General features: G+C 66.0%; 20 protein-coding genes, 1 tRNA gene and 2 pseudogenes. 17 read left to right on the top strand and 6 right to left on the bottom strand.

The features are described 5' to 3' along the window. The 6 genes from EZE58_RS07845 (at position 1) to EZE58_RS07820 (ending at position 4,582) form a co-directional block, all read left to right on the top strand. Entirely contained in the window at positions 1 to 1,290 is a 1,290-nt protein-coding gene (locus EZE58_RS07845) for a glutamate-5-semialdehyde dehydrogenase (protein ID WP_167560207.1), read from the top strand. Between the two features lie 97 nt (positions 1,291 to 1,387). Then, a complete protein-coding gene (locus EZE58_RS07840; RefSeq protein ID WP_167560205.1) occupies positions 1,388 to 1,540 on the top strand; it encodes a hypothetical protein in 153 nt (50 codons plus the stop codon). Position 1,541: 1 nt separating this feature from the next. After that, complete coding sequence (gene nadD / locus EZE58_RS07835; RefSeq protein WP_040340979.1) at positions 1,542 to 2,147, top strand: nicotinate-nucleotide adenylyltransferase; 606 nt, start codon at positions 1,542 to 1,544, stop codon at positions 2,145 to 2,147. Then, complete coding sequence (locus EZE58_RS07830) at positions 2,140 to 3,546, top strand: hypothetical protein (RefSeq protein ID WP_167560203.1); 1,407 nt, start codon at positions 2,140 to 2,142, stop codon at positions 3,544 to 3,546. The genes nadD and EZE58_RS07830 overlap by 8 nt, the downstream gene beginning before the upstream one ends. A 35-nt stretch (positions 3,547 to 3,581) precedes the next feature. Continuing rightward, complete coding sequence (rsfS, locus tag EZE58_RS07825) at positions 3,582 to 3,989, top strand: ribosome silencing factor (protein WP_009375441.1); 408 nt, start codon at positions 3,582 to 3,584, stop codon at positions 3,987 to 3,989. Beyond that, entirely contained in the window at positions 3,986 to 4,582 is a 597-nt protein-coding gene (locus tag EZE58_RS07820) for a histidine phosphatase family protein (protein ID WP_167560201.1), read from the top strand. The genes rsfS and EZE58_RS07820 overlap by 4 nt, the downstream gene beginning before the upstream one ends. 23 nt (positions 4,583 to 4,605) lie before the next feature. On the opposite strand, the gene EZE58_RS07815 is transcribed toward EZE58_RS07820, so the two are convergent. Then, a complete protein-coding gene (locus EZE58_RS07815; protein ID WP_205772171.1) occupies positions 4,606 to 5,736 on the bottom strand; it encodes a glycosyltransferase family 1 protein in 1,131 nt (376 codons plus the stop codon). A 108-nt stretch (positions 5,737 to 5,844) separates the two neighbouring features. On the opposite strand from EZE58_RS07815, the gene EZE58_RS07810 reads away from it, so the two are divergent. The 9 genes and pseudogenes from EZE58_RS07810 (at position 5,845) to efeB (ending at position 15,328) form a co-directional block, all read left to right on the top strand. Next, a complete protein-coding gene (locus EZE58_RS07810) occupies positions 5,845 to 8,895 on the top strand; it encodes a DUF4040 family protein (RefSeq protein ID WP_167560199.1) in 3,051 nt (1,016 codons plus the stop codon). Further along, on the top strand, positions 8,892 to 9,224 hold the full coding sequence (locus EZE58_RS07805) for a cation:proton antiporter subunit C (RefSeq protein ID WP_009375449.1): 333 nt from the start codon (positions 8,892 to 8,894) through the stop codon (positions 9,222 to 9,224). Before EZE58_RS07810 ends, EZE58_RS07805 begins: the two co-directional genes overlap by 4 nt. After that, positions 9,221 to 10,738, top strand: coding sequence for a monovalent cation/H+ antiporter subunit D family protein (locus EZE58_RS07800; RefSeq protein WP_009375450.1), 1,518 nt, complete (start codon positions 9,221 to 9,223; stop codon positions 10,736 to 10,738). Before EZE58_RS07805 ends, EZE58_RS07800 begins: the two co-directional genes overlap by 4 nt. Further along, on the top strand, positions 10,735 to 11,163 hold the full coding sequence (locus tag EZE58_RS07795; RefSeq protein WP_162909019.1) for a Na+/H+ antiporter subunit E: 429 nt from the start codon (positions 10,735 to 10,737) through the stop codon (positions 11,161 to 11,163). The genes EZE58_RS07800 and EZE58_RS07795 overlap by 4 nt, the downstream gene beginning before the upstream one ends. After that, the gene (locus tag EZE58_RS07790) at positions 11,160 to 11,420 is read left to right on the top strand and encodes a monovalent cation/H+ antiporter complex subunit F (protein WP_009375453.1); all 261 of its coding nucleotides are present in this window, start codon (positions 11,160 to 11,162) and stop codon (positions 11,418 to 11,420) included. Before EZE58_RS07795 ends, EZE58_RS07790 begins: the two co-directional genes overlap by 4 nt. Continuing rightward, entirely contained in the window at positions 11,420 to 11,842 is a 423-nt protein-coding gene (locus EZE58_RS07785) for a monovalent cation/H(+) antiporter subunit G (RefSeq protein WP_009375456.1), read from the top strand. Before EZE58_RS07790 ends, EZE58_RS07785 begins: the two co-directional genes overlap by 1 nt. 119 nt (positions 11,843 to 11,961) lie before the next feature. Further along, on the top strand, positions 11,962 to 12,825 hold the full coding sequence (gene efeU / locus EZE58_RS07780) for an iron uptake transporter permease EfeU (RefSeq protein WP_167560197.1): 864 nt from the start codon (positions 11,962 to 11,964) through the stop codon (positions 12,823 to 12,825). A gap of 100 nt (positions 12,826 to 12,925) precedes the next feature. Next, positions 12,926 to 14,078 (top strand): annotated as a pseudogene (gene efeO, locus EZE58_RS07775) (iron uptake system protein EfeO). Further along, complete coding sequence (efeB, locus tag EZE58_RS07770; RefSeq protein ID WP_167560196.1) at positions 14,078 to 15,328, top strand: iron uptake transporter deferrochelatase/peroxidase subunit; 1,251 nt, start codon at positions 14,078 to 14,080, stop codon at positions 15,326 to 15,328. Before efeO ends, efeB begins: the two are co-directional and overlap by 1 nt. Before the next feature lie 60 nt (positions 15,329 to 15,388). On the opposite strand, the gene EZE58_RS07765 is transcribed toward efeB, so the two are convergent. After that, the gene (locus EZE58_RS07765) at positions 15,389 to 16,111 is read right to left on the bottom strand and encodes an alpha-ketoglutarate-dependent dioxygenase AlkB (protein ID WP_131248615.1); all 723 of its coding nucleotides are present in this window, start codon (positions 16,109 to 16,111) and stop codon (positions 15,389 to 15,391) included. A gap of 8 nt (positions 16,112 to 16,119) precedes the next feature. Then, positions 16,120 to 17,328 carry an FAD-dependent oxidoreductase gene (locus tag EZE58_RS07760; protein WP_131248614.1) on the bottom strand — a complete coding sequence of 403 codons (1,209 nt, stop codon included), beginning with the start codon at positions 17,326 to 17,328 and terminating at the stop codon, positions 16,120 to 16,122. Positions 17,329 to 17,499: 171 nt separating this feature from the next. On the opposite strand from EZE58_RS07760, the gene EZE58_RS07755 reads away from it, so the two are divergent. Then, positions 17,500 to 17,572: transfer RNA gene (locus EZE58_RS07755), tRNA-Ala, on the top strand. A 692-nt stretch (positions 17,573 to 18,264) separates the two neighbouring features. Here EZE58_RS07755 and EZE58_RS07750 read toward each other — a convergent pair. Then, a complete protein-coding gene (locus EZE58_RS07750) occupies positions 18,265 to 18,666 on the bottom strand; it encodes a type IV toxin-antitoxin system AbiEi family antitoxin domain-containing protein (RefSeq protein WP_346773176.1) in 402 nt (133 codons plus the stop codon). A 187-nt stretch (positions 18,667 to 18,853) separates the two neighbouring features. After that, a pseudogene (locus EZE58_RS07745) lies at positions 18,854 to 19,297 on the bottom strand (ISL3 family transposase); the annotation flags it as partial. Between the two features lie 118 nt (positions 19,298 to 19,415). Here EZE58_RS07745 and EZE58_RS07740 point away from each other — a divergent pair. Next, the gene (locus EZE58_RS07740; protein ID WP_167560194.1) at positions 19,416 to 22,979 is read left to right on the top strand and encodes an NACHT domain-containing protein; all 3,564 of its coding nucleotides are present in this window, start codon (positions 19,416 to 19,418) and stop codon (positions 22,977 to 22,979) included. A 355-nt stretch (positions 22,980 to 23,334) separates the two neighbouring features. On the opposite strand, the gene EZE58_RS07735 is transcribed toward EZE58_RS07740, so the two are convergent. Further along, positions 23,335 to 24,648, bottom strand: a complete 1,314-nt coding sequence (locus EZE58_RS07735; protein WP_167560186.1) for an ISL3 family transposase — start codon at positions 24,646 to 24,648, stop codon at positions 23,335 to 23,337. Positions 24,649 to 24,771: the final 123 nt, after the last annotated feature.

The following is a 24,771-nucleotide window of genomic DNA, read 5'->3' as shown; positions in this document are numbered from 1 at the left end:
ATGACCGCAGCAGCCGACATCCACCCCAAGACCGTGCGCGGGGTGACGAGGATCGCGCGGAACGCGAAGGCGGCCGCCGCTCGTCTGGCCACGACCTCGACGGCGGAGAAGGATGCGGCACTGCAGGCGATCGCCGAGGGGCTGCGCGAGTCCTCTGCCCGCATCGTCAAGGCCAACGAGAGCGACCTTGCCAAGGGTGCTGAGAACGGGATGAGCGAATCGCTCCTCGACCGCCTCCGCCTCGACGAGGCGCGGATCGCAGCGATCGCCGATTCCGTCGAGCAGGTCATCGACATCCCCGACCCGGTCGGCACCACGGTCCTCGGGCGCACCCTGCCCAACGGGATCCGGCTCACGCAGTCCCGCGTGCCCATGGGCGTCATCGGTGCGATCTACGAAGCCCGACCCAACGTCACTGTCGACATCGCCATCCTCGCCCTCAAAGCCGGCAACGCTTCGATCCTGCGCGGAGGCTCGGCAGCGGAGAACACGAACGCCGAACTTGTCTCCGTCCTCCGCCGTGCCGTCGAATCCGTCCGTTTGCCCGCCGACACGATCAGCACGATCGACCAGTACGGACGCGACGGGGCGAGCGTGCTCATGAACTCCCGCGACTACGTCGACCTCCTCATCCCGCGCGGCGGCGCCGAACTCATCAACACCGTCGTCCAGGATTCGATCGTCCCCGTCATCGAGACCGGGATCGGCAACGTCCACATGTTCATCGACTCCTCGGCGACCGTGAAGACCGCCGTCGACCTCGTCATCAACTCGAAGACGCAGCGCCCGAGCGTGTGCAACTCGCTTGAGACGCTCCTCGTCCACGAGAAGGCCGCGAAGCGGATCCTGCCGAAGCTCCTCGAGCGCCTCGAGGCGGCCGGCGTCGTCGTCCACGCCGACTCCGATGTCGCCGCCCTGGCCCCGCAGTCGATGCGCATCCGCCGCGTCTCCCGGCGGGACTGGGCCAAGGAGTACCTCGACCTCGAACTCGCGGTCAAGCTCGTCTCCGGCATCGACGAGGCCATCGACCACATCCGTGCCTACACCTCCGGACACACCGAGGTGATCGTGACGAAGGACATCGACAACGCGGAGACCTTCGTCACAGCCATCGACGCCGCCGCCGTCGGCGTCAACGTCTCCACCCGGTTCACCGACGGGGGAGAGTTCGGCTTCGGCGCGGAGGTCGGGATCTCGACGCAGAAGCTCCACGCCCGTGGTCCTATGGGCGTCGAGCAGCTGACGACGACGAAGTGGATCATGCAGGGAAACGGGCAGATCCGCGACTGACTTCGCCCATGTCGCTGCACGCGCAGCCGACATGACGTGAGAAACTGATGGGACACCACACCGGTCACCGCCGGTCCGAGACACAAGGAGCACTACCGTGAACGCAACTCTGCTGGCAGCCGCCGAAGAAGCAGCGGCCCACAACGAGCTGCCGATGGAGCCGATCGGCTACGGACTCATCACCCTGGCGATCTTCCTCACGATGGCCGTCGTGGCCCGGTCGTGGAAGGGCATCTCCTACCGCCACTGATATGGCAGATCGCACCCGTCGGGTCGGTGTCATGGGCGGCACCTTCGACCCCATCCACCACGGGCACCTCGTCGCCGCGAGCGAGGTCCAATCGACCTTCGACCTCGACGAGGTGATCTTCGTCCCCACCGGTCGGCCCTATCAGAAGGACGCCCAAGAGGTCACCGATGCCGAGCACCGATACCTCATGACCGTCATCGCCACGGCGTCGAACCCGCGGTTCCGCGTCTCCCGCGTCGACATCGACCGGCCCGGCCCGACGTACACGATCGACACCCTGCGCGACCTCACCGCCAGCCTCGGCGAGGACACGGAGATGTTCTTCATCACCGGCGCGGACGCTTTGGCTCAGATCCTGACGTGGAAGAATGTCGATGAGCTGTTCTCCTTGGCGCACTTCGTCGGGGTCAGCCGACCCGGCCACGAACTGCGCAGCGAGGGACTGCCCGTCGACCGGCTGAGCCTGGCGCAGATCCCGGCCCTGGCGATCTCGTCAACGGACTGCAGACAACGGGTGATGGACGGAGCCCCGGTCTGGTACCTCGTGCCCGACGGCGTGGTGCAGTACATCGCGAAACATGACCTGTACAGGAGTGATAATGGCTGAAGAGCAGTTCACGTCACGGCGTGCCAGGCGCGAAGCCGAGCGTCTGGCCGCCGAACAGGAGTTCGAGGCCAGGTCGACCCCTGCACAGCCGACGGAGACGAACCGAGCCGATCTCCTCACGCCGCCGGAGCGTCCGGTGGAGAAGCCCAAGGCCCCCGCCGAGGCGGTCCAGGACTCCGCCTCGCGCATCGATCCGGCGCCGGCGGAGAAGGTCGCCCACGAACGCGGTGCGCTGGCCTCGGACCACCTCCCGCAGGAACGTCCCCCGGTCAACGCCGCGGATCGCCTCGATCCCCGGCGTGCGCCGCTGCCGCACTTCGAGTCGCGTGCCGAGCGCAAACGCTACCTCCGCGAACACGGACTCTCCCTCGACGGTGATCTCTCGACGGGCGCGATCCCCGTCATCGCCGAACCCGAGGAGTCGCAGCCCGACGCGGACGCCCGACCCGTCGAACACGAATCCTTCGACACCGCCGGCTTCGGGGGCACCTCCGACGAGGTGGCCGCGGGCGACTTCGAGTCCCCGGTGACCCCGGACTCGGCACCGCGCCCCGCCGCACCCGAGGACGCCCCCGCCCGGCCGACCGGCTCCGCACCTGCGGAGTACACCGTAGCGAAACCCGCCGACGCACCGGGCAAGGGCACTATGCCGAACCGGGAGGAGTCGAAGGCTCCCGACGTGAAGGCGGAGAAGACCCCCGCACCGGGTGAGAAGCCCGCTGCGCAGACCGACGCGACCCCGGAGACGCCGGCGGTCAAGCAGGCCGGGACGTCCGCGGCGGCGGAGAAGCCGGCCGCACGGGCGGGCACCGACGCAGAGTCTGCCGCGCCGGCGACACCGGCGAAGACTGCCGACCGGGAGGCGACGACGCGTTCGCGGCGGATGCCGATCGTCCAGCCGCCGGCGACGAAGGGAGTGCGCGTCGTCACCGCCGCCTCGGCGCAGGTGAGCGAGACGACGACGGAGACGGGGGCACGGGAGACCGAGATCACCGAGACCGAGGTCGTCGAGACCGCGACCGCGTCACCGACGTCGACCCCGCGGACCGGGACGACGTCGCCGACCGACGGGGCCGAGACAGCGAAGAAGGACGAGCGGGCGGGTGACGAAGCGGAGTCCGCGCAGTCGGCCGACGACGCCGCCCGGGCGCTTGCCGCGAACCCGGAGACCCGGCCGATGGATGCCGTCCCCGAGGCATGGGCTCTGCCGAACGCCGACTACGAGGACGAAGAGACGGAGAACCCGCCGGGACACCGGATCAAGGCGAGTGCCGTGACCGGTCACGACGGACAGATCCTTGTCGGCGAGGAGCCGTCCAAAGTACCCTTTATCGTGCTGGGCGTGGCGGCGCTCTTCGCTGTCGCCCTCATCGTCATCGCCCTCGTCATGCTGCTCTGACCTCCCGACTGCTCTGACCATCCCGAAAGGACCGCGTGGACACCACCGAACTGCTGAGGACGGCCGCGAAGGCCGCCGATGACAAACTCGGCACCGACATCGTCGCCCTCGACGTCAGCTCGACCCTCTACATCACCGATGCCTTCCTCATCGTCTCCGCCGACAGCGAACGGCAGGTCGGCGCGATCGTCGACGGTGTCGAGGAGGCCCTGCTCAAGGAGCTCGGCCGCAAGCCGCTGCGCCGCGAGGGCCGAGGTTCGGGCGATTGGGTGCTGCTCGACTACGGCGACATCGTCGTCCACGTCTTCTCGTCCGAGCAGCGGGAGTACTACGCCCTCGAGCGTCTGTGGAAGGACGTCCCGGTCATCGACGTCGGACTCGGTGACGAGTCCGGGCAGGCGACCGGGACCGAGGAGACGCCCGGCGAGACCGACGTCCGATGACGAAGACCGTCGTCGTCTGGCGACACGGTCAGACCGACTACAACGTCGCCCGGCGGTTCCAAGGGCAGTCGGACATCGCTCTCAACGCGGTGGGACTCGAACAGGCTGAACGCGCCGCCGTCGCCCTCGCCGAACTCCACCCCGATCTCATCGTCTCCTCCGACCTCCTGCGCGCCGCGGCGACCGCTGACCAGCTCGCCGAACGTGTCGGACTCACCGTCAGCCGTGACGCACGGTTGCGGGAGACCTCGTTCGGCGACTGGGAGGGACTGACCCGGGACGAGATCGCCCGGACGTGGCCCGATGAGCTCCACGCCTGGATCTCCGGAGCCGACACGCGTCCGCCCGGGGGAGAGACCCGAACCGAATCCGGGCACCGCGTGGCCCGGGCCATCACCGACATCGTCACCGGCACCGATGCCGAGTCGATCGTCATCGTCGCCCACGGTGCCGTGCTGCGCGCCGCCTCCGAGGAGCTGCTCGGGATGAGCGGCACCGGCCGCCTCGCCGTGCTCGGCAACTGCGGCCACGGCGAGTTCGGCTTCACCGGCGACGCGTGGGTGCTGCGCCACTGGGGGACCGCAGCGGTCTGAGACGCTCCCGCACCGACCACCGCTTATCTGCGCGCCGCGTGGACCGTCCTGACGAGGTCGACGAGGGCCGCGGCAGAGGCGTCCCAGGAGAACTGCTGTGACGCCTCCTGTCCCGCCACAGCCTTCTCCTCCCATGTGCGCGCATCGGTGAGCTCTCCGACCGCAGCGGCGATCGACGCCGGATCGTCCTCATCGAAGAACACCGCGGCATCGCCGGTGATCTCGTGGAAGATCGGGATGTCCGAGACCGCCACCGGCACCCCTTTGGCCATCGCCTCGATGACGGGCAGACCGAATCCCTCCGCGCGGGAGGCCGTGACGAGGGCCGTCGCCTCGGCGAGGAGATCGGCGTACTCCTCATCGCTGACCCCACGGTGGAAGACGACCCTGGCCCGGTCGGGGATGAGGGCTCGCAGCTGCGCCTCCCTGCGCCCCTCGATCCGGCTTGCGATGTGCAGGGTCCAGCCCGGCAGGTGCTCGAGCGCGCGGATGAGCGATTCGACGTTCTTATAGGGCATGAACGAGCCCATGTAGACCAGCGATCTTGCGCCCGCGCGGTTCGTCGTCCGCGGCTCGGTGACACTCACCTCCGCGGCATTCGAGACCACCGTCACCGGGCGGGTCGTCAGCCGTTGGTCGGCGATGAGGGACTTCGTCGTCTCACTCACCGCGGCGATGGCATCGGCCCGGTTGAGCAGCAGCCGCTGGGGAGTGAAGCTGAGGTGGTAGAGGCGCCAGAGCAGGCGCACAGGGGCGGGAAGATCGGCCGGGGGGAGCGGATGCGAGTAGTAGATGAGGTCGTGGACGGTGAGGATGAGCCCATAGCGGCGCCCCGTCGACCCCATGACCTGCATCGTCGAGAACACGACATCGGCACCGAGGGCGTTGAGTCGGCGCGCGACGGCGACCTCGGACGGTGACGTGGGGGAGTTGAGCCGCACCCACCGGCACGGCGGCAGGAGTCCGAGCTGCGCCTCGTCGCTGATGATCGCCGTGACCTCGATGTCCGTGCCCGCGGTGGCCTCGAGCAGAGCGGCGAGCAGGCTGGATCCGTACCGGGAGATGCCGTCGTGGTGGGTGGTCCGGGTGAACCGGGCATCGAAGAAGACGCGGATGGGAGAGGAGGTCTGAAGGCCGTCTGAGTTTTTGCTCATGGAACTCCGAGTCGATAGTCTGAACATTCGAAAGTGAGCGTTCGCCGCGACGAAGGGCCAGTGAGTGAAGGAACCAGCACCTGCGTCCGAAGCCCTGAGGCTCCGGTCATGATCCTAACGATAATCGCCCTCGCCGCCCTCGTCGTCCTCACCCCTCTCCTCACCCGCCTCTTCGGTCGGGCCGCGGGATGGCCGCTGGCTGCGGCCTACCTCGGCGTGGCTGCCCTCTTCACGCCCACCGCCGCCGAGGTCATGGCCGGGGCCGATCCCGAAGCGACGCTTCCGTGGGTGCCGAGTCTCGGCGTCGACCTCGCTCTGCGCGCCGACGGCATCGGCGTGGTCTTCACCTACATCGCCCTCATCATCGGCGCGATCGTCTTCGTCTACTCGACGGCCTACCTGCCCAGGGGAGGAGGGGAGACGAGCTTCTACTGGCTCATGGTCGTCTTCACCTTCTCGATGGTCGCGCTCGTGCTCAGCAACGACCTCATCGTCCTCTTCGTGTGCTGGGAGCTGACTTCGCTCGCCTCGTTCTTCCTCATCGCCCGCTCCGGCTCGCCCGGACAGGCACCGTCCCTCCGCACCCTGCTCATCACCTTCATCGGCGGGCTCACCCTCCTCGTCGCCGTCGGCGTGACGATCGCGGCGACGGGGACGACGAACCTCCACGAGGCCCTCGTCTCCGATGTGTGGGCCACCCAGCCGGCCGTGACGACGCTCGTCGCCGTCCTCGTCGCCGTCGCGGCGATGACGAAGTCCGCGCAGTTCCCGTTCCACTCGTGGCTGCCCGATGCGATGGCCGCCGCCACCCCGGTCTCCGCCTACCTCCACGCGGCAGCCGTGGTCAAGGCCGGCATCTTCCTCATGATGCGCTTCTCGCCCGCCTTCCACGCCACCCCCGCATGGAACGTCATCCTCGTGTCAGCAGGCCTCATCACTGCCTTCATCGGCGGCTGGTTCGCCCTCAACCAGCATGACGTGAAGAAGCTCATGGCGTACTCGACGGTCTCCCAGCTCGGACTCATCACCGCCGTCATCGGCGTGGGCACCGAGGCCGCTATCGCCGCGGCCGCCCTCCACGTCATCGCCCACGCGCTGTTCAAGTCGGGGCTGTTCATGATGGTCGGCGTCGTCGACCACCTCGCCGGCACCCGTGAGCTCACCCGCATCCCGCGCCTCATCGGCCCGGCTCCGGTCGCCTTCGCCGTCATGGCGCTCGGGTGCGCCTCGATGGCGGGCATCCCGCCGTTGCTCGGATTCGTGTCCAAGGAGTCGCTGTTCACCGCGCTCTTCGAGGTCCCCGGCTCCGGGTGGATGCTCTTCATCATCGCCGTCGCCGCCTCGGTGCTCACCTTCGCCTACTGCGCGAAGACCGTGTGGGGCGCGTTCATCGACGGCAAACCCGTGACGAAGAGCGAGCTCGGGCACTCCTCACCGGTCATGCTCATCGCCGCCGGACTGCCCATCGTCGCCTCCCTGCCGCTGAGCTTCGTCCTCTTCGTCTTCGACACCCCGCTCACCGAGGTCGTCGCCGCCGCGATCCCCGGTGAGCCTGAAGAGGTCCATGTGAAGTTCTGGCATGGATTCACCCCTGAGCTCTTCGCCTCTGCCCTCATCATCGCCATCGGCATCATCCTCATCATCAACCGGTCGAAGGTCTTCGCGTTCTTCCACCGCGCGCGGCTGAGCTTCGACGGCGCCGACGTCATCAACGGCATCGTTGTGGGCCTCATCCGCATCGGCCGCGGGCTGAGCATCGTCGTGCGCCCGATGAACTCGGGACCCTACCTCGCGACGAGCCTCGGCGGACTCGCCCTCATCGCCTTCGTCTCGGTGCCCGTGATCTTCCCGAACCTGCCGCCGCTGCAGGACAACCTGTGGCGGGCCCCCGACGTCGTCCTCCTCGTCCTCATCACCATCGCCGTCCTCGTCGTGTGCACCTCGCACTCGCGCCTGACCACCGTCGTCTCCCTCTCCGCCGTCGGCATCCTCGCGACCGTGCAGATCCTTGCGCTCGGGGCGCCCGACGTCACGCTCACGCAGCTGCTCGTCGAAGCGATGACGATCATCGTCATCATGCTCGTCCTCCAGAAGCTGCCGCGCTCGTTCTGGCGGTACTCGAAGCGCCTCCAGTCCACCCGTGCGGTCTTCGCGATCCTCGTCGGCGCCGCCGTCACCCTGCTCACGCTCACCCTCAACGGGCGCCGGGAGCGGTCGCTGGTGGGCATGTACTACATCGAGAACGCCCCGGAGATCAGCGGCGGGCACAACATCGTCAACACGATCCTCGTCGAGTTCCGAGCTCTCGACACGCTCGGTGAGCTCACCGTCCTCGGCATGGCCGGGATCGCGATCGTCGCCGTGATGTCGACGGTCAAGGACCGCTACATCGACCCTCCGGCGGAGAACATCCCGGAGCCGCCGAGGCGGGCGTGGGTGACCGTGCGGCCGAAGGGCACGAGCGCCTACCGCGGCGTCCACGAAGCGTGGCCCAACGTCATCCCGCTGCAGCTGACGATCAAGGTCCTCGGTCCGCTGCTCGTCGTCACCTCACTGCTCATCTTCTGGCGAGGGCACAACGAGCCCGGAGGCGGCTTCATCGCCGCCCTCATCGGCTCCGCGGTCATCGGGCTGCTCTACATGTCCACGGCCAAGGACCGGGCGATCGGTCCGCCGCGCGCCCCGCTCTACCTCATCGGCGTCGGCATCGGCATCGCCATCCTCACCGGTCTCCTCGGCCTTGTCGTCGCCGGGTCCTTCCTCGAGCCGATGCAGGTCTACATCCTCGGTGAGAAGTACACCTCGTCCCTGCTCTTCGACGTCGGCGTCTACCTCGCCGTCCTCGGGCTCATCCTCCTCTCCTTCAACCTCCTCGGCGTCTCCGACTCCGCGGCGACGCCGGCCGGCGACGATGTGCTCACCGACGGGATCATCCGCCGCGATGTCGAGCGGACCCGCGAACGCGCCGACGAACTCCTCTACGGTGAGCTCAAGGGCCCTATGGAGTCGATCAGGGGTGAGCGTCCCGGCCTCGGCGACCGCATCGCCGCGCGCGGATCCGACCGGAAGGTGAGAGCCTCGACGACGCACATCCTCGACGGAAACGCACCGCTCGACCGCGGTGAAGCCCCGACCACGGCTGAGGGGGAGACCCGATGATCCTGGCCATAACGATCGGCGTCCTCACCGCGGGCGGCGTCTACCTGATGATGCAGCGGTCGATGGTCCGCGGTGTCTTCGGCCTCACCCTGCTCTCGCATGCAGCGAACTTCGTCCTCCTCTCGGCCGGCGTCGGTGCGTGGCGGGTCGAACCGCTCAGCGGCCGCGGCGACCAGAGTCTCGCAGCGGACCCGCTGCCGCAGGCGTTCGTCCTCACCGCCATCGTCATCACCCTGGCGGTGACGATCTTCATGCTCGCCCTCGCCGTGCTCGGCCATGACGACGACCAGAAGCGCGCCCCCGAGACCGGGGAGGTCCGCGAATCGTGAACTCATCGCTCCTGCTCCTCCTCGTCGGCCTTCCGCTGCTCGCCTCGGCGCTCAGCGTCCTCATCACCTCCCGGACCCTCGACCGGGTCCTCCTGCTCGCCGTGCCCTCGTTCGTCGGTCTCAGCGGCCTCGGTCTGCTCGTCCTCCACCAGCGGATCCCGGTCATCGCCCACGACGTCGGCGGCTACATCCCGGGACTGGCGATCCCGTTCGTCTCGGACTCGTTCACGGCGCTCATGCTCGTGCTCACCTCCCTGACTGCGCTCGTGAGCTGCATCTTCCTCATCAACACCGGCGAGGACCAGTACCGGTTCGTCCCGGCCCTGGTGATGATGATGCTCACCGGCGTCTACGGGGCGCTGCTCACCGGCGACCTCTTCAACTTCTTCGTCTTCATCGAGGTGATGGTCCTGCCCGCGTACGCGCTCATCGCGGTCACGGGAACGTGGCGCCGCCTCGGCGTGGGTCGGATGTTCGTCATGGTCAACCTCCTGACCTCGACGATCCTGCTCATCGGGGTCGGTTTCGTCTACGGTGCGACCGGCACGGTCAACCTCGCCGTCCTCGCCCAGCTCGGCACACCCACAGGGCAGGGAGCGCTGGCGCTCGGCATCGTCCTCTTCGCGATGCTCGTCAAAGCCGGCGGTGCTCCCTTCCACGGTTGGCTGGCACGGTCCTACCCGAACACCTCGGCGGGGATGATGGCGCTCTTCTCCGGTCTCCACTCGAAGGTCGCGCTCTACGCGATCTACCGGGTGTGCACGACCGTCTACGGGGAACCGCCGGCGTGGGCGAACCTCATCGTCGTCATCGCCGTGCTCAGCATCATCCTCGGCGCGCTCTCGGGCTTCGGGCAGAACCGCGTGCGCAACGTCCTCGCCTTCCAGATGACCGCGAGCGTCGGCCACACCCTCGTCGGCGTCGCCCTCCTCACCGTCGCCTCGCTCGCCGCGGGCGCCTTCTACATGGTCCACAGCATGATCACGATGGCCGGGCTCCTCCTCGTCATGGGCGCGGTCGAGCAGACCTACGGCACGGGATCGTTCAAGAAGCTCTCCGGGCTGGCGAGCCGGGAGAAGTGGGCGAGCGTGCTCATGGTCCTCGGCCTCTTCTCCCTCATCGGGCTGCCGCCCACCTCGGGCATGTGGGCGAAGATCGGACTCATCCGGGCGGCGACCGGAGTCGGTGACGCCGCCGGCTGGTGGATCGTCACGGCGATCGTCGTCGGGGCGCTCATCTCGATGCTCGCCCTCCAGCGGACGTGGCGGAACACGTTCTGGGGTCCGCCCATGCAGTCCTACCGGCCCGACTCCGCGGAGACCGGGCGTGCACCGACCGAACCGGTCCCCGACGGACTGCGCATCCCCGCGCGCCTGCTCGTGCCCGGGACGATCATGATCGCCGTGTCTGTGGCGATCTTCGTCTGGCCCGAACCGCTGCTCGAGGTCACGGCGCGCGTCGCCGAAGGCCTCCTTGACCACACCGACTACATCGAGGCGGTGACGACACCATGAGACGCGTGATCAACGGCCTCTCCTACGTGTTCTTTATCCTCTGGGCCATCATCGTCGGCACCGCGAAGGTCGTCGGCCACCTGTTCCGGGTCAACCGCCCCTACGCCCACCCGATGATCGTCGAGGTGCCGCTGCGGTGCCGCACGGACCTCGAGGTGACCCTGTTCGCCTCCTCGATCACCATCACCCCGGGCACGCTCGTCACCGCGATCGCCGCCGGCACGGCGACGACCCCGCCGGTCCTCTTCGTCCACGCCCTGTTCGAGGACTCCGAGGACGCTGCCCTCGAGGGCCTCTACGACATGGAGTCGCGGCTGCTGGCGATGACTCGGGGACGGGCCCCGCAGAGTCCTCCCTCGGGCGTCGCCGAGGTGGAGGCGAATTGGATCGACCCGGGTTCGGCCGGAGAGAGGGGCAGACCATGACCGTCATCGTCGCCGTCTGTGCGATCATCCTCGCCGTGGCCATCGTCATCGGCCTCATCCGCGTCATCACCGCGAAGGACCTCGGCTCCCGTGCCGTCGTCAGCGACCTCGTGTACTTCTGCGCGGTCGGCATGCTCACGATCATCGGGATCCATGTCTCGTCCTCGATCGTCCTCGATGTCATCTTCCTCGCCTCGATGGTCGGCATCCTCGCCACCATCGCGCTCTCCCGCATCCTCACGAGGGGGCATCGCTGATGAATGAGCTCACCGCAACCATCCTCGTCGGCGTCTTCGGGATCACCGGCTCCCTCATCGTCCTCGCCTCTGCGCTGGCGATGTTCCGGGTCCGCGACGCACTCTCGCGGATCAACGTGTTCTCTCCTGCCACCGGTCTCGGTCTGCCGCTCATCGCGTTGGCCGCCTACGTCAGCGATCTCTACGTCGAGGGCTTCAGCGTCACGTCTCTGCTCGTCCTCCTCGCCACGATCCTCTGCCTCATCATCGTCTCCTCGGTCGCGAGCAACACGCTGTCGCGCGCGAGCGTGCTCTCGGGACAGCCGATCTACCGCAAGACCTCGCCGAACCGGCTGGCGCAACCCCCGGAGGGGATCGAGGACCCGGACCCCGCGGATGCGGAGCCGGTGACGAAGGACGACCGACCCGGGCCGAACGGCTGAGAACCGGCAGCTGAGATGCGGAAGCATCGCACCGACAGCTGAGGATTAGGTGAGCCTATCCTTATGCTAAGATGAGCGAGCCGCAGACGCCGGCGCGCCACCTCAGCAGAAAGCCAGCCATGTTCCAGACGTTTCTCATCGGCCTGCGTGAGGGCCTCGAGGCCGCACTCATCGTCAGCATCCTCATCGGCTACCTCGGGCGCATCGGCCGCACCCGCGAGATCCGCGCGATGTGGTGGGGGATCGCCGCTGCCATCGTCGTCTCCCTCGCCTTCGGGGCGCTGCTCACCTTCGGGCCCTCGACCCTGACCTTCGAGGCCCAGGAATTCATCGGCGGCACCCTGTCGATCATCGCCGTCGGCTTCGTCACATGGATGATCTTCTGGATGGCGCGCACCGCGAAGGGCCTCGCCGGCGAACTGCGCTCCGCCGCGGACAGGGCCCTCGACGGACCGCTCATCGGCCTCGTCATCCTCGGCGCCTTCTCGGTGGGACGCGAGGGCCTCGAGACCGCCCTCTTCCTCTGGGCCGCGACCCGGGCCAATGCCTCGGCGGGAGCGTCCGCGCTCGGCCTCACCCTCGCCGCGGTCGCCGGCATCCTCATCGCCGTCGTCCTCGCGTGGCTCATCGCCAAGGGGCTGCTGCGGCTCAACCTCTCGAAGTTCTTCAGGTACTCGGGGGCGTTCCTCATCATCGTCGCCGCCGGCGTCCTCGCCTACGGATTCCACGACCTCCAGGAGGCCGGGATCATCCCGGGACTCCACTCGCTCGCCTTCGACGTCTCCGGCGTGATCCCGCCGACGAGCTGGTACGGCGTCCTCCTCAAGGGCATCTTCAACTTCTCCCCGGCCACGACCTGGGTCGAGTTCACCGTGTGGTGGCTCTACGTCCTCATCGTCGGCACCCTCTTCGTCCGCGGGCTGCGCTCCTCGCCGAAACCGGCGACGGCGTCCGCGCCGGTGAGCGGCACCGCCACCGCCTGATCGACCTGCCGGCGACCCCGGTCGCCCGGACCCGGATCGCGCCACGCGGTCCCTCACCCTCCTCCGCTGAGTAGGCGGAGGCCTCACCTCAAGGATGGATATGAGAACCCTCAACCCCAGTGTCGCCGTCGTCATGGCCGTCGGCGGAGCGCTTCTGCTCACCGGGTGCGAACCCAACACCGAACAGGGCGGCGCGATCGCCGTGACGAGCACGGACGACTCGTGCGAGGTCGCCGCCACCGAAGCGCCGGTCGGCACCCTGAAGTTCGACGTCACCAATGAAGGATCGAAAGTCACCGAGTTCTACCTCCTCGGCGAGGACGGGCTGCGCATCATCGGGGAGGTCGAGAACATCGCCCCCGGACTCGAACGCTCCCTCACGGTCACCGCCCCCGAGGGCAAGTACTTCACCGCGTGCAAGCCGGGGATGGTCGGCGACGGACTGCGCGGGGACTTCACGGTGACTCCGAGCGAGGGCGGCCAGGAGGTCAGCGCCGAGGACTCGGAGCTCGCCGCGCAGGCGACGACTCAGTACGCCTCCTACGTCAAGGACCAGACCGAGCAGCTGCTCACCGGCACCGAGGACTTCGCGAAGGCATACAAGGCCGGTGACGACGACGAGGCGCGCCGACTCTACCCGGAGGTGCGCACGAACTGGGAGCGGATCGAACCGGTCGCCGAGTCCTTCGGCGACCTCGACCCCAAGCTCGACCTGCGCGAAGCCGACCTCGAAGAGGGCCAGGAATGGACCGGCTGGCACCTGCTCGAGAAGGACCTCTGGCCGCCGCAGGACGGCTACACCGCGCTCAGCGACGCGGACCGGGAGAAGTACGCCGACCTCCTCGTGGCCGACACGAAGGTCCTCTACGACCGCACCCGGTCGATGACGTTCACCCCCCGACCAGCTCTCGAACGGGGCCAAGGAGCTCCTCGACGAGGTCGCCACGGGCAAGGTCACCGGTGAGGAGGAGGCGTGGTCGCACACGGACCTCTGGGACTTCCAGGCCAACGTCGACGGCGCCAGGGTCGCCTACGAGGACCTCAAGCCGCTGCTGGCGACTCGGGACAAGGAGCTCGACGAGACGCTGAGCACCCGGTTCGCCGACCTCCAGACCCTCCTCGACGGCCATCGGAAGGGCGAGGGCTTCGTCCTCTACACCGAGCTGAGCGAGGACGAGGTCAAGGAGCTCTCCGACTCCGTCAACGCGCTCTCGGAACCGCTCTCGCAGCTCACCGACCGAGTGGTCGGCTGATGACCGACCGGCCCGGGGTCTCCCGCCGCGCGATGTTCGGCGTCGGGGCGGGCACGCTCGCCGCCGGTGCCGCCGCGGGCTTCTTCGCCCATGATCCGATCGCCGAGGCGGTCGGGGCGGAGTCCGACATCGTCGACTTCTTCGGGCGGCACCAGGCCGGGATCGTCACCGAGGCGCAGGACCGGATGTGCTTCGCCGCGGTCAACGTCCTCACCGACGACCGGAACGAACTCATCGATCTCCTCAGGCAGTGGACGGCCGCGGCGGCCAACCTCAGCCGCGGTCTGCCCGTCGTCGAGGACGGTGTGGCCGGGGGCTCCCGGTTCGCCCCGCCGATGGACACCGGCGAGGCGCAGGGACTGAGCGCCGGCCACCTCACGGTGACGATCGGGTTCGGGCGCAGCCTCTTCACCGACGCCGACGGCCGGGACCGGTTCGGCATCGCCGACCGGCTGCCGCCGGGACTCATCGAGCTCCCGCACTTCCCGGGCGACCGCCTCGACGAGGCACGAACCGACGGGGACCTGTGCATCCAGGCGTGCGCGGACGATCCCCAGGTCGCCGTCCACGCGGTGCGCAACCTCATCCGGATGGGCTTCGGCATCGTCTCGACCAGGTGGATGCAGCTCGGCTTCGGGCGCACCGCCTCGACGTCGCCGGCACAGGAGACCCCGCGCAACCTCTTCGGGTTCAAGGACGGGACGGCGAACATCCGCTCGGATGAGGAGAAGGCGCTGAACGAGCACGTGTGGGTGCGCGACGGGTCGTGGATGAACGACGGCAGCTACCTCGTCGCCCGCCGGATCCGGATGCACATCGAGACGTGGGATCGGGAGAGCCTCGACGGCCAGGAGCAGATCTTCGGGCGCACGAAGATGACCGGGGCACCGCTGTCCGGGGGTGAGGAGTTCACGGAGCCGGACTTCGCGATGGCAGGCGCTGCGAACCTCCCGATCATCCCGACGACCTCGCACGTCCATCTCGCCCACCCCAAGCAGAACGGGGGCACCCGGATCCTGCGGCGCGGCTACAACTACGCCGACGGCGCGGACGCCCAGGGCAACCTCGACGCGGGCCTGTTCTTCATCGCCTTCGTCGCCGATCCTGCCGGCGACTATGTGCCGATGCAGAACCGCCTCGCGAAGGAGGATGCGCTCAGCGAATACCTCCTCCACACCGGGTCGGGACTCTTCGCGATCCCGCCCGGGGTCGCCGAGGGCGGGTGGATCGGGCAGACCCTGTTCGCGTGAGGTCCGTGCCGCTGGGCTGAGTACCGTCGGGCCGGGCCCAGGGCGGGTGCGCCCGCGTGCTCAGTCGCGTCCGGTCGCGCGCATCGTGATGTTGATCCGACCCCCGCCGAGGTCGGAAAGCCGTGCCGCCTCCGGTGCCGTTCCCGGGTGGATCTTCGTCACCCCGTGGTAGGCGAACCGGGCGGGGCCGCCGAAGACGTAGGCATCGCCCGAGGCGAGGCGGATGTCCTCATAGGGTCGGTTCTTCGTCTCCGTGTTCCCGAAGCGGAACGTGCACGAATCGCCGAGGGAGAGCGAGACGACCGGGGCCGGATCGTATTCGTCCTTGTCCTGGTGCATCCCCATCTTCGCCGACTCGTCGTAGTAGTTGACGAGCGCGACGTCGGGTGAGTACGCATCCGGGTCGAGACCCCAGGAGGCGGGCGCGGTTCCGGGGGAGTCGGGGTCGGCGGCGACCGCCTCGGCGGCGGCAGCGATGACCTGCCGACCCAGCCGGGTCATCCAATCGGGGAACGGGAGGACGCGCTCATTGTTGACGTCCTTGGCCTGGCGGTCGTAGCGGCCGGGACGCCAGTGCCAGCCGAGCCCGATCGTCGTCACGCTCATCGGATGCCCGCGGATCGTCGTCGCGTGGGCAGGGACGGGTCCCGCGCGCCATGCCGCGTACTGCCGGAGGATCCACGCCTGTGCGGCGTCGTCGAGGAAACCGGGGAGCCAGACCGCGCCCGGGGCGACGACCCGGGGCGCGCGGTCGAAGGCGTCGTCGGCAAAGAGGGAGTCCATCGCCGGCCTCAGAGCTCGGAGAGGGGCACCGCCTCGTCGGCAAGCTTCGCGGTGTCGACCTTCTTGCCGATGAGGGCGCGCAGGTCGTCGCTGACGTCCCAGATGTTGACGTTCATCGCCGCGGTGAGCGTGCCGTCCTTCGTCCAGAAGACGATGAACTCGCCGGAGCCCTTGTCGCCGCGGATCGTCACGTCGTCGTCTCCGGAGCCGTGGCCGACGTACTCCATGCCGAGGTCGTACTGGTCGGTGAAGAAGTACGGCTCCCAGTCGTAGACGGCGTTGCCGCCGGTGAGAGTCGAGGCGGCGACGTCGGCCTGGCGCACGGCGTTGTCCCAGTGCTCGACGCGGATGCGGGAGTCGAGTCGGGTGTTGAAGGCGTTGGCGATGTCGCCGATCGCGAGCACATTGCTCTCGCTCGTGCGCATCCGCTCATCGGTGGGAACGCCGTTGTCGACGTCGATCCCGGCCGCCTCGGCGAGGTCGACGGTGGGGTCGGCACCGATGCCGATGACGACGAGGTCGGCGGGGATGTCGCCCTGCGTGGTCTGCGCGGTCTCGACGGCACTGTCGCCGGTGAAGCCGGTGACCTCGGCGTCGCCGAAGAACGTCACCCCGTGGGAGACGTGGAGCTCTTCGAAGTACCTGCCCATCTCCTCACCGAGGACGGCCTTGAGCGGAGGGGCGTCGCGGACGACGACGGTGACCTCGGAGCCGTGGGAGCGGGCGGCAGCGGCGAGTTCGAGTCCGATCCACCCGCCGCCGACGATGACGACCTTCCGTCCCTCGCCGAACTGGGAGCGGATGGCGACGGCGTCACCGGCGGTGCGCAGCGTGTGGACGTTGCCGAGGTCGGTGCCGGGGACGTCGAGGGTGCGCGGGGTCGATCCGGTGGCGAGGATCGCCTGCCCGTAGGAGAGCTCATCACCCGAGGCGAGGGTGACGGTCCGCGATGCGGGGTCGAGCTCCGTGGCCGCGTCACCGAAGAACGTCTCGACGTCGTGGGCGGCGTACCAGTCCTCCCCGCGCAGGGCGGAATCGCCGGGGTCGGTGTTCTCGAGCATGAACTTCTTCGACAGGTCCGGACGGTAGTACGGGGGAAGGGGGTCGGCGCCGACGAGCGCGATCGTGCCGGCGAAGCCGTCGTTCCGCAGCGACTCGACGACCTGACCTCCGCCGATGCCCGCACCGACGACGACGATTCCGAATTCCTGTGCCATGTCCGCTCCTTCTCATCAGTGGTGTCAATCACAGCCTGTACCGCGGTGGGGTGAGAGTCAAACAGGCGTGGGACATGGTCGGTTGTCAACTCATCCCTGGGTCCTCGCCGAGGCGGTCGCCACGTGATTTTGTGCAACCCGGGTGGTCGGGGCTAAAGTTGATCCCTGTCAGGGGCTATAGCTCAGTTGGTAGAGCGCTTCGTTCGCAATGAAGAGGTCAGGGGTTCGATTCCCCTTAGCTCCACCCCATGAAGTGTCGCGACATCGTTCCTACGGTGTCGCGACACATTGCTCTTCTGTCGACAGAGAACACGGTTCGAAGCGGCGACAACGGGTTCTCTGTGGTTGCGACAGTCAGACCTCCAACGCTTCGACAGGCGCACAGGCGCTGAGTGCGAGCTTACGTGGTGTCACCGAGATCGAATACAGGGTCGAGGTACGAAGACACCAGTGCCATCTGCTCATCGAGGTCCGCTTCGCAGACTGCTTCCATTCGCTCCTTGCGACGCCACGCTGCCCATTTGGCCTGCCCGATCCGCCCGCAGCCGACGACGTGTGGCGCAACGGGTTCGAGGGAGACGCCGCGGGAGCGGGCAACGGCCAGAGCGGAGCAGTTCGTCGCGCTCGATTCGTACCTGCCGAGGCGCGGGCACGATCGGATCTCCGGTGGAGACATCCCACGCCGCGGTGTGCCCTTCCAGGGCCCGATCGAGGGGCGATTCCAGCGGGTGCCGGATCAGATACTCCTGCGTCGGCGCACCTGTCCCAGCCTTCGTGCCCGCGGCGCGTGCGGCGGATTGGACGCGGCGGAACACCTCATCTCCCGCACTCACGCCAGCGCCGCCATAGCCTGAAGAACGGGAGAATTCGCGCGAGGCAGCCGAGTGGCGATCTCCATGGGCCGAGCAGGCTTCCCGCCGCGACGCAGCCACTCCTTTAACGACTCCCGCGCCAGCTCATACCCGACCTCGCCCCGCAGTCGGAACGCGTCCGCGATCGACCTCTCATCCCGATCGCCTGATCCGTGCCCGGAATCAGGATCTCCTCACGCCCGATATCAAATGCGGACAGGTCGAACTGATGCCAAGCGAAAGCACCCTCGCTCACCGGTATGCGCGACCCACGCGGGATCGCGACATCCAATGCGGCGGGGATCACATCAGTGAGATCATGGTGAGCAAGTGCTGAGGCCAAACATATCGTCGCATTCGGGCGACGAGCCGTTGCCTCGATCCAGTCCCAGTCCGCCGCAGCCGCATCCGCCGGAAGGTATATGCCCCGCGCGATCCGCTCTAGCCGCCCCTCGCGAACCGCTCGATACAGCCCGCAACGTGACATGACGGCTTCCTTGGCCGCGCCCGGCATCAACGTCGCCATCGCAGCTGCTGCTACGCCTGATACAAATCGTATACACGTAAGCATAGCTGTTGACGAATTGTGCCAGGGCGAGGGGCCGAGCGGCAGCACACCTCCATGGAGTACCTATCAGGTAGTGGCCGTGAGCTTGGGTCTCCTCACCGGAGGTCGCAGAGTTGGCGTTGTCATAGGAGTTCGCGAGTTTCGCAACGATCACGGGCACAGTGTCGTAATCGATGACGAGAGCCCGCAACGCCCATTCGTCGCCGGTTCGCGAGCGCTTGCCTCGTGGTGGTGCCGCAGCAGTGGTGTATTGAGGCCAAACACGTCCGCACTCGTCGCACTTGTAGCCTCGGAGGCGAATATGTAGCGTGGTCGGTCGGTGGCCGAAGGGTTCGTGGACGAGCTGGCGGACGACGGTGTCGTTGATGGTTCCGTGGCCGGCGCAGGCTCGGCACCAGTCATCGGCAGTGTTGGTACGGCATTCGAAGACGCCTTTGCGTCTGATAATTGGTTGGTCGGTACACGCGAGGTCGATGTTGTCGAGGCGGCAGATTGTCGTGAGTTCCCCGGGAGGAGGAAGGAGGCTCGGCCATGTCGACGTCTTTCGGATCGACGGTTTAGGAACTTCCATCTTCGAAAGATCTCCACGGCTATCCGGGCAACGACTCGCCCCGTCTGCGGATCGCCGATCCGCACTCTCAATTGCAACGAACCAATAAACTGTGGACATGAGCAGTGCAGGTCAGGCCAATGAAGCGGGTAGCGTCTTTCGTCGTGACGCTGCGGTCTACTTCGCCGTGTACGCGCTCATCGGCAAGCCGATCGCCCCTCTCAGTGAGACAGCACGGGTTCAACGGTTGGACTTCGAGACTACCGATCCTACAGATGACATTATCTTAAGCCTCGACAATGGCGCGAAAGCTTTCATCTCGGCGAAGAACCACGTGGACGCAGGAAAATCATTCCAAGAGACGGTCGCCGGTTGGGTTGCTCAGGTCGAAGCAGGGATGGAGTCCAACGACCTGCTGGGGTTGACCTTTGGTAGTTGTGCCAAATGGGTCCGTGAACTTGCGGATGCCTTACGCCGACTACGTATCGGTCAAGAAATCTCAAGAACGGCGGAGCTATCAGCATTACGGAAATTGGATGCGCTAGTTCCGGAAAGACATCGTGACGCGATCCGTCAGCGAGCAAGATTAGTGCAGATTTCTGGATCTTCGATAAGCGGAGATACGACGACAACGCTTGAGGTGCTACTTTCTGGAGTTATCGAAGGGGATACGAAGCTGGCAATTTCGGTCTTGTCAAGCATGATTCATGCGCTGGCAGGGGGCGCGCTAGGAACTGACGTTCCAACATTGGTTAGGAAGATCGGTGACACGGCGGGACTTGTTGTCCGACCAGGACGTGATTCTCCCGCCGGGGTCGAAGCATCCTCTCTCGCGGCGTTGACTTCCTATCGTGAAGATTTTGCATCTCGGCGCGGAAGGGTGAACCTTCCGCTCTTAGCAGATGACCTCGAACCGGTAATAGTTGAAGACCTTTATAGCAGCATCAAGGTTATCGACGTTTCGCATGCTGAGGATCGACGTAACGAAGAATATTTGCCGCGACTTCTTCGAAGACGTCGCCGTATTTTATTGGTCGGTCAGCCGGGGTCAGGAAAATCTGTCGCAACTTGGGAGATTGCTGCATCCTGTGCAGAAGATTGCGATGCACCCATTCCGGTACGAGTGCATCTTCCCGACCTTCTTCCTATCGTTCGGTCACGCGATTTAGCGTTATCGGACATCATCGAAGCAGGCGTGCGACATACGCAAGGAACGATGCGCCCCTCTCTGATATCGGGTTTGAATGAAGCGGCTGTAACCGGAGATCTAATGCTGCTCCTCGATGGGCTTGATGAGTGCCGAACCGAAGCGGCCACAATGGCTGAGCATTTACGTCGCCTGATCGGGAAGCTTCACCCTAAGACAGGCTTGGTGCTTGCGACAAGAGCAAGCGCAGAGGTCCCAGCAGAACGTCTGGGTCTCGGACGGCTGGATCTCGTCCGTCCTGCAGATTTGGACTCCACGATGGACGCGGTTCTTGTAGAGTGCGCGAGAGTGCGCGTTCCCGATGCGCAACGCGAGGGGTGGCTAGCGGCTCGTCGCAGTTGGATACGAGACGTACAGACTGCTCAACGTGGGCTAGTTGACGCGCCACAGTTGGCGTTGCTGGTGGTCTTGATTGTCGCTGAGTCTGTGGACATGGATGTTCCACGGGAGCGCGCAGAGCTACTGCACGCCGCTGTTGTGCGCTCCGTTCAACGCTGGGAGTTGACGCGATTCAAGGGGCCCGGGTTGGAGTGGGCAGGTGACTTGACTCCGAACATGCTCCTCGATGGCTTCCAGATACTGGGGCAGTTGCTTGATACTGATGACACTTGCGATCGGGCTGATGCGATATCAGCCATAATGATGGTGCTGTCGAGCGATCGCTGGGGAATAGCACAGGGTCGTGCGGAAGAGTTGGCTACTCAAGTCCTGAAATTCTGGGATGAGCATGTGTCCGTGTTCACGTTAGACGAGACAGGCACCTTGACGACTCGCAGTCGAGTATTCACAGAGGTGGCGACGGCGATGTGGACCAAGACCTGCAGCGCGGAGGAACTGGAGACTTGGGCAACATCGGCGCTCGGCTTCCGAGACTCCGAGGGCGTACTTGGTCTCGCGCAGGGCCTGAATCCGCTGCTTGTTCAGACACTCCTGGTGATGGGCAGCGAGAATCCCGAGGCCCCGTTAGCCGTCGCCAGCGCTACCGCCAGCGGCACCATTTCTCCCACTCCGGACGACCTCCAACTGCTGTCAGCGCAGCTGATGAAACACATCACAGCGATTGATGCGGGAGAGCTTCGACTAACAGATCGGCGGCCTCGCCGGCAAGACTCAGTGGCGTCACTTTTTGGCGATCGGCGCGGAGGAAAATCATGGCCACTCGTCGAAGCCCTATGCGGACTGCCGCTGCACGACCCAGCACGGGAAGAGCGGCGCGCGTTTGTTGATGATCTACCAGGTGAACCTCCCGATAAGACGGTTCTCAATGCCTGGATTGTGCTCGTCGACGCGGACAACGATGATCGTGAGCTGACCGAATCAGAGGTCGGCACAGTCCAGGCTGCATTAGATTTAGATATTCCCGATCTGGATCCGCCTATTTATACGTCACGTCGAAGCATAAAGTTACCCAGCGGTCCACCTGTTCCTCAAGGAATTGGATCGGTCGCGCTCCACGCCGTCCGACACCTAGCACAGCTTTCTGTGACTGCTCCTGAACAGATTTACCGCATTTCGGTGCGGGTATCGGGAGGCGAACACGACGCTATCGAGCGAGCACTGAGAAATGCTGGTGTAGACATATCACCGTGGCAAGACTACAGTGCGTTCGCCGGACTCATTAGTGCGCTAAACGATGACGATCATGAGCTGCGCTTTTTGGAACTGATAGCTGGATTGGATACCTCTCGTGGCAGCGCAGCGTTAGACAAGTCTGAGAAATGGTCTTTGAAAGATGCTGGCGACCTAATATTCGCATCGGGCTATCTGTCGGTGGGAGTGCGAGACTTCAGGGCGGCTTTTTTGATTGACTCGCTGAAGTTGAGAAGTGACTGGCTTGCTTGTGTCGCGTGCGCCCATCAGGTTGATGTCGCCGCAGCAGCGGCCCAGGCCCGATACATTATCGATGCAAACCGCTACGAAGACGACTGGCCTATTCTGATCGCGCGACCAGCCTACAAACGCGGAGCTATACGGACAAACGCTCTTGGCCCGGATGAACAAGTAAAGCTACTCGGCGCGCTAGAAGCCGTATCCAATTGGATCGCATGGAGTGCCGCTAACATCCTTGCGCAGACGGCTCCTCACTGGGATACCGACGAACTATTCGATTTAGACAAAAGTAAGTGGAAACCTCGCAGGGCGCTGTTATTTCCGTTGGTCGCGATACTGGCGAGCGAAGACGGTGAGAGGCTTGCACAGAAGGCCGCTAACTCGGATGACCCGGCGTTCCGTCAGGCCGCTGCGTTTGCGATCGCCGCTAATGCGGCACTTGATCCTCGTGGAGACATCGCCCGCATTCTTAGCATTGACGAAGATCTCACGGTGAGGGGCAGCCTCGATGCGGGAGATCCTCCGCCTCTCCGCTGGTCTTGTAACGACTGCGGCGCTGTCAATGACATCGAAGTCGTCGATTGCCCAGGGTGTGAGGAGGGGACCAGGCCCAACCGAGAGAAGGCTAGTAAGAAGCGCCGCTGATGCGTATCTGGCGCCCGTTGAAAGCCGAGCGCGATCAATTCCAGGAACTCATCCACACGACGCGCTGCCGCTATCTCGTCCTCGCGGGAGATTCCGAACTCTTCAACGAGTGACGACCGCACTGATGAGCTATCTGGTCGGGTAGGTCGAGCACCAGGATGGTCATGCGTAAGGATGCGCAGGGTGGGTTGCCCGCACGCTTGCAGCGGTAGATCAAGCTTTCTTGAATCAGCACGCCATCGAAGTGACCCGTGTCTGCGTCGACAATTTACGGAGCGAAGGACTTGCTCGACAGCTAGCGAGCAACCGCGTAGTCTCCCAGACCTGAATCCGGCAAGTCCTCCATGTAATCGGCTCATCGTGTTTGAGGGTGTAGTAGTGGCCTGAATCCGCCGGTCTCGAGCAAGCTTCTCGCGATGTAGTGGGTCAGGTTCCTGAAGCCCAGGGCAGACCCGCGGAGGTGCTCGAGGCGGCCGTTGATGGCCTCCGATGGCCCGTTGGACGTGCCGGGGCGGTCGAAGAACGCGAGGATGTCGGCCGCGCGGCGCTTGATCGTCCGGCCGAGGGTGATCAGCTCGGGCAGATCCTTGGGGACGCCTGCGGAGAGTTCCGCGATCACGCGTTCGAAGATCTTCCTCCCGCGGGCGGGATCCTTGTGTCGGTAGGCGGCGACCGCGCGCTGGTAGACGTCCCAGGTGACCTCGACGGCGACATGATCGGGATGCTGGTCGAACACTGCCTCGAGCGTCGCGAGTTGGTGCTGCTTCAACAGTCCGAGCCCCGTCCTGAGCAGACGGCGGCAGCCGTAGAGCGGGTCGCCGGTCCGGCCGCGATGCCCGAGAGTCTCCTGCTGGACGCGCTGCCTGGTCTTGTCGAGCGCATCGCCGAACAGCTGAACGACATGGAAGGGATCCATCACGGCCGTCGCGTCGGGGATCTCTTCGCCGGCGGCGGTCTTGTAGCCGGTGAAGCCGTCCATCGCGACGACATCGATGCCATCGCGCCAGGCCTTGGGGCGTCCGGCGAGCCAGGTCTTGAAGGCGTGCTTCGAGCGGCCTGGGACCATGTCGAGCAGCCGGGCGGGGCCGGTCTTCTCGCGGGCCGGGGTGAGGTCGATGATCACGGTCACGTATTTGTCGCCGAGGCGCGTGTGGCGCCAGACGTGTTCGTCGACGCCGATCGTGGTCACCCCGTCGAACCTGCGGGGGTTGTCGATCAGGACGCGCCGGCCCTCGACGAGCACGGCGTCGTTGGCGGCATGCCAGGACACGTCGAGGGACTCCGCGACCCGCGCGACGGGCAGGTGCTGGCAGACGACAGCTTCCAGGGCCCACCGGATCGCGGCGCGAGTGAGTTTCCCCCGCGGCTCGGCCGCCGCCGTGGTGTCCTCGCGCCAGATCGTCCCACAGTCGGAGCATGCGAAGCGGCGGACGCGGACGAGGAGCGTCGTCGGCCGCCAACCCAGCGGGACATGCGCCAGCCGGCGGGCCTGTGTCCCGCGGGCGATGCCTTCGGCGCCGCAACCGCGACAGAACGGGTCGCGGTCAGTGACGCGGCATTCGAGTACCGCCTTGTCAGGATCGATCTGCTGGCCCGTGACGGTGAGGCCGTGCTCATCGAGGAGGCAGAACGCAGACAGGTCAGGGGCGGCGAAGGTACCGTGGAACATCGTCGAGGTCTTCCTGATGGACAGCGTGAGAACTTCCATCATCGGAAGGCCTCGACCTCGTCTCCGCGACCGCCACGCCGCCGGCTCGTCAACCGACGGCTACACCCTCATCCGCGAAGAGCC

It is taken from the genome of Brevibacterium sp. LS14, assembly GCF_012027885.1.
Taxonomy (GTDB): Bacteria; Actinomycetota; Actinomycetes; order Actinomycetales; family Brevibacteriaceae; genus Brevibacterium; species Brevibacterium casei.
Note: the sequence above shows the minus strand (reverse complement) of the source record. Positions and strands in the feature narration are given on the sequence as shown.

Bases quoted from the DNA above. Each gene is read 5' to 3' on its own strand.
- EZE58_RS07815 (WP_205772171.1), bottom strand. From the start codon at position 5,736: ATGAGCAAAAACTCAGACGGCCTTCAGACCTCCTCTCCCATCCGCGTC.
- efeB (WP_167560196.1), top strand. From the start codon at position 14,078: ATGACCGACCGGCCCGGGGTCTCCCGCCGCGCGATGTTCGGCGTCGGG.
- EZE58_RS07810 (WP_167560199.1), top strand. From the start codon at position 5,845: ATGATCCTAACGATAATCGCCCTCGCCGCCCTCGTCGTCCTCACCCCT.
- efeU (WP_167560197.1), top strand. From the start codon at position 11,962: ATGTTCCAGACGTTTCTCATCGGCCTGCGTGAGGGCCTCGAGGCCGCA.
- EZE58_RS07795 (WP_162909019.1), top strand. From the start codon at position 10,735: ATGAGACGCGTGATCAACGGCCTCTCCTACGTGTTCTTTATCCTCTGG.
- EZE58_RS07740 (WP_167560194.1), top strand. From the start codon at position 19,416: ATGAGCAGTGCAGGTCAGGCCAATGAAGCGGGTAGCGTCTTTCGTCGT.
- EZE58_RS07820 (WP_167560201.1), top strand. From the start codon at position 3,986: ATGACGAAGACCGTCGTCGTCTGGCGACACGGTCAGACCGACTACAAC.
- EZE58_RS07845 (WP_167560207.1), top strand. From the start codon at position 1: ATGACCGCAGCAGCCGACATCCACCCCAAGACCGTGCGCGGGGTGACG.
- EZE58_RS07735 (WP_167560186.1), bottom strand. From the start codon at position 24,648: ATGTTCCACGGTACCTTCGCCGCCCCTGACCTGTCTGCGTTCTGCCTC.
- EZE58_RS07790 (WP_009375453.1), top strand. From the start codon at position 11,160: ATGACCGTCATCGTCGCCGTCTGTGCGATCATCCTCGCCGTGGCCATC.
- EZE58_RS07760 (WP_131248614.1), bottom strand. From the start codon at position 17,328: ATGGCACAGGAATTCGGAATCGTCGTCGTCGGTGCGGGCATCGGCGGA.
- EZE58_RS07785 (WP_009375456.1), top strand. From the start codon at position 11,420: ATGAATGAGCTCACCGCAACCATCCTCGTCGGCGTCTTCGGGATCACC.
- EZE58_RS07805 (WP_009375449.1), top strand. From the start codon at position 8,892: ATGATCCTGGCCATAACGATCGGCGTCCTCACCGCGGGCGGCGTCTAC.
- EZE58_RS07750 (WP_346773176.1), bottom strand. From the start codon at position 18,666: ATGTCACGTTGCGGGCTGTATCGAGCGGTTCGCGAGGGGCGGCTAGAG.
- EZE58_RS07765 (WP_131248615.1), bottom strand. From the start codon at position 16,111: ATGGACTCCCTCTTTGCCGACGACGCCTTCGACCGCGCGCCCCGGGTC.
- nadD (WP_040340979.1), top strand. From the start codon at position 1,542: ATGGCAGATCGCACCCGTCGGGTCGGTGTCATGGGCGGCACCTTCGAC.
- EZE58_RS07830 (WP_167560203.1), top strand. From the start codon at position 2,140: ATGGCTGAAGAGCAGTTCACGTCACGGCGTGCCAGGCGCGAAGCCGAG.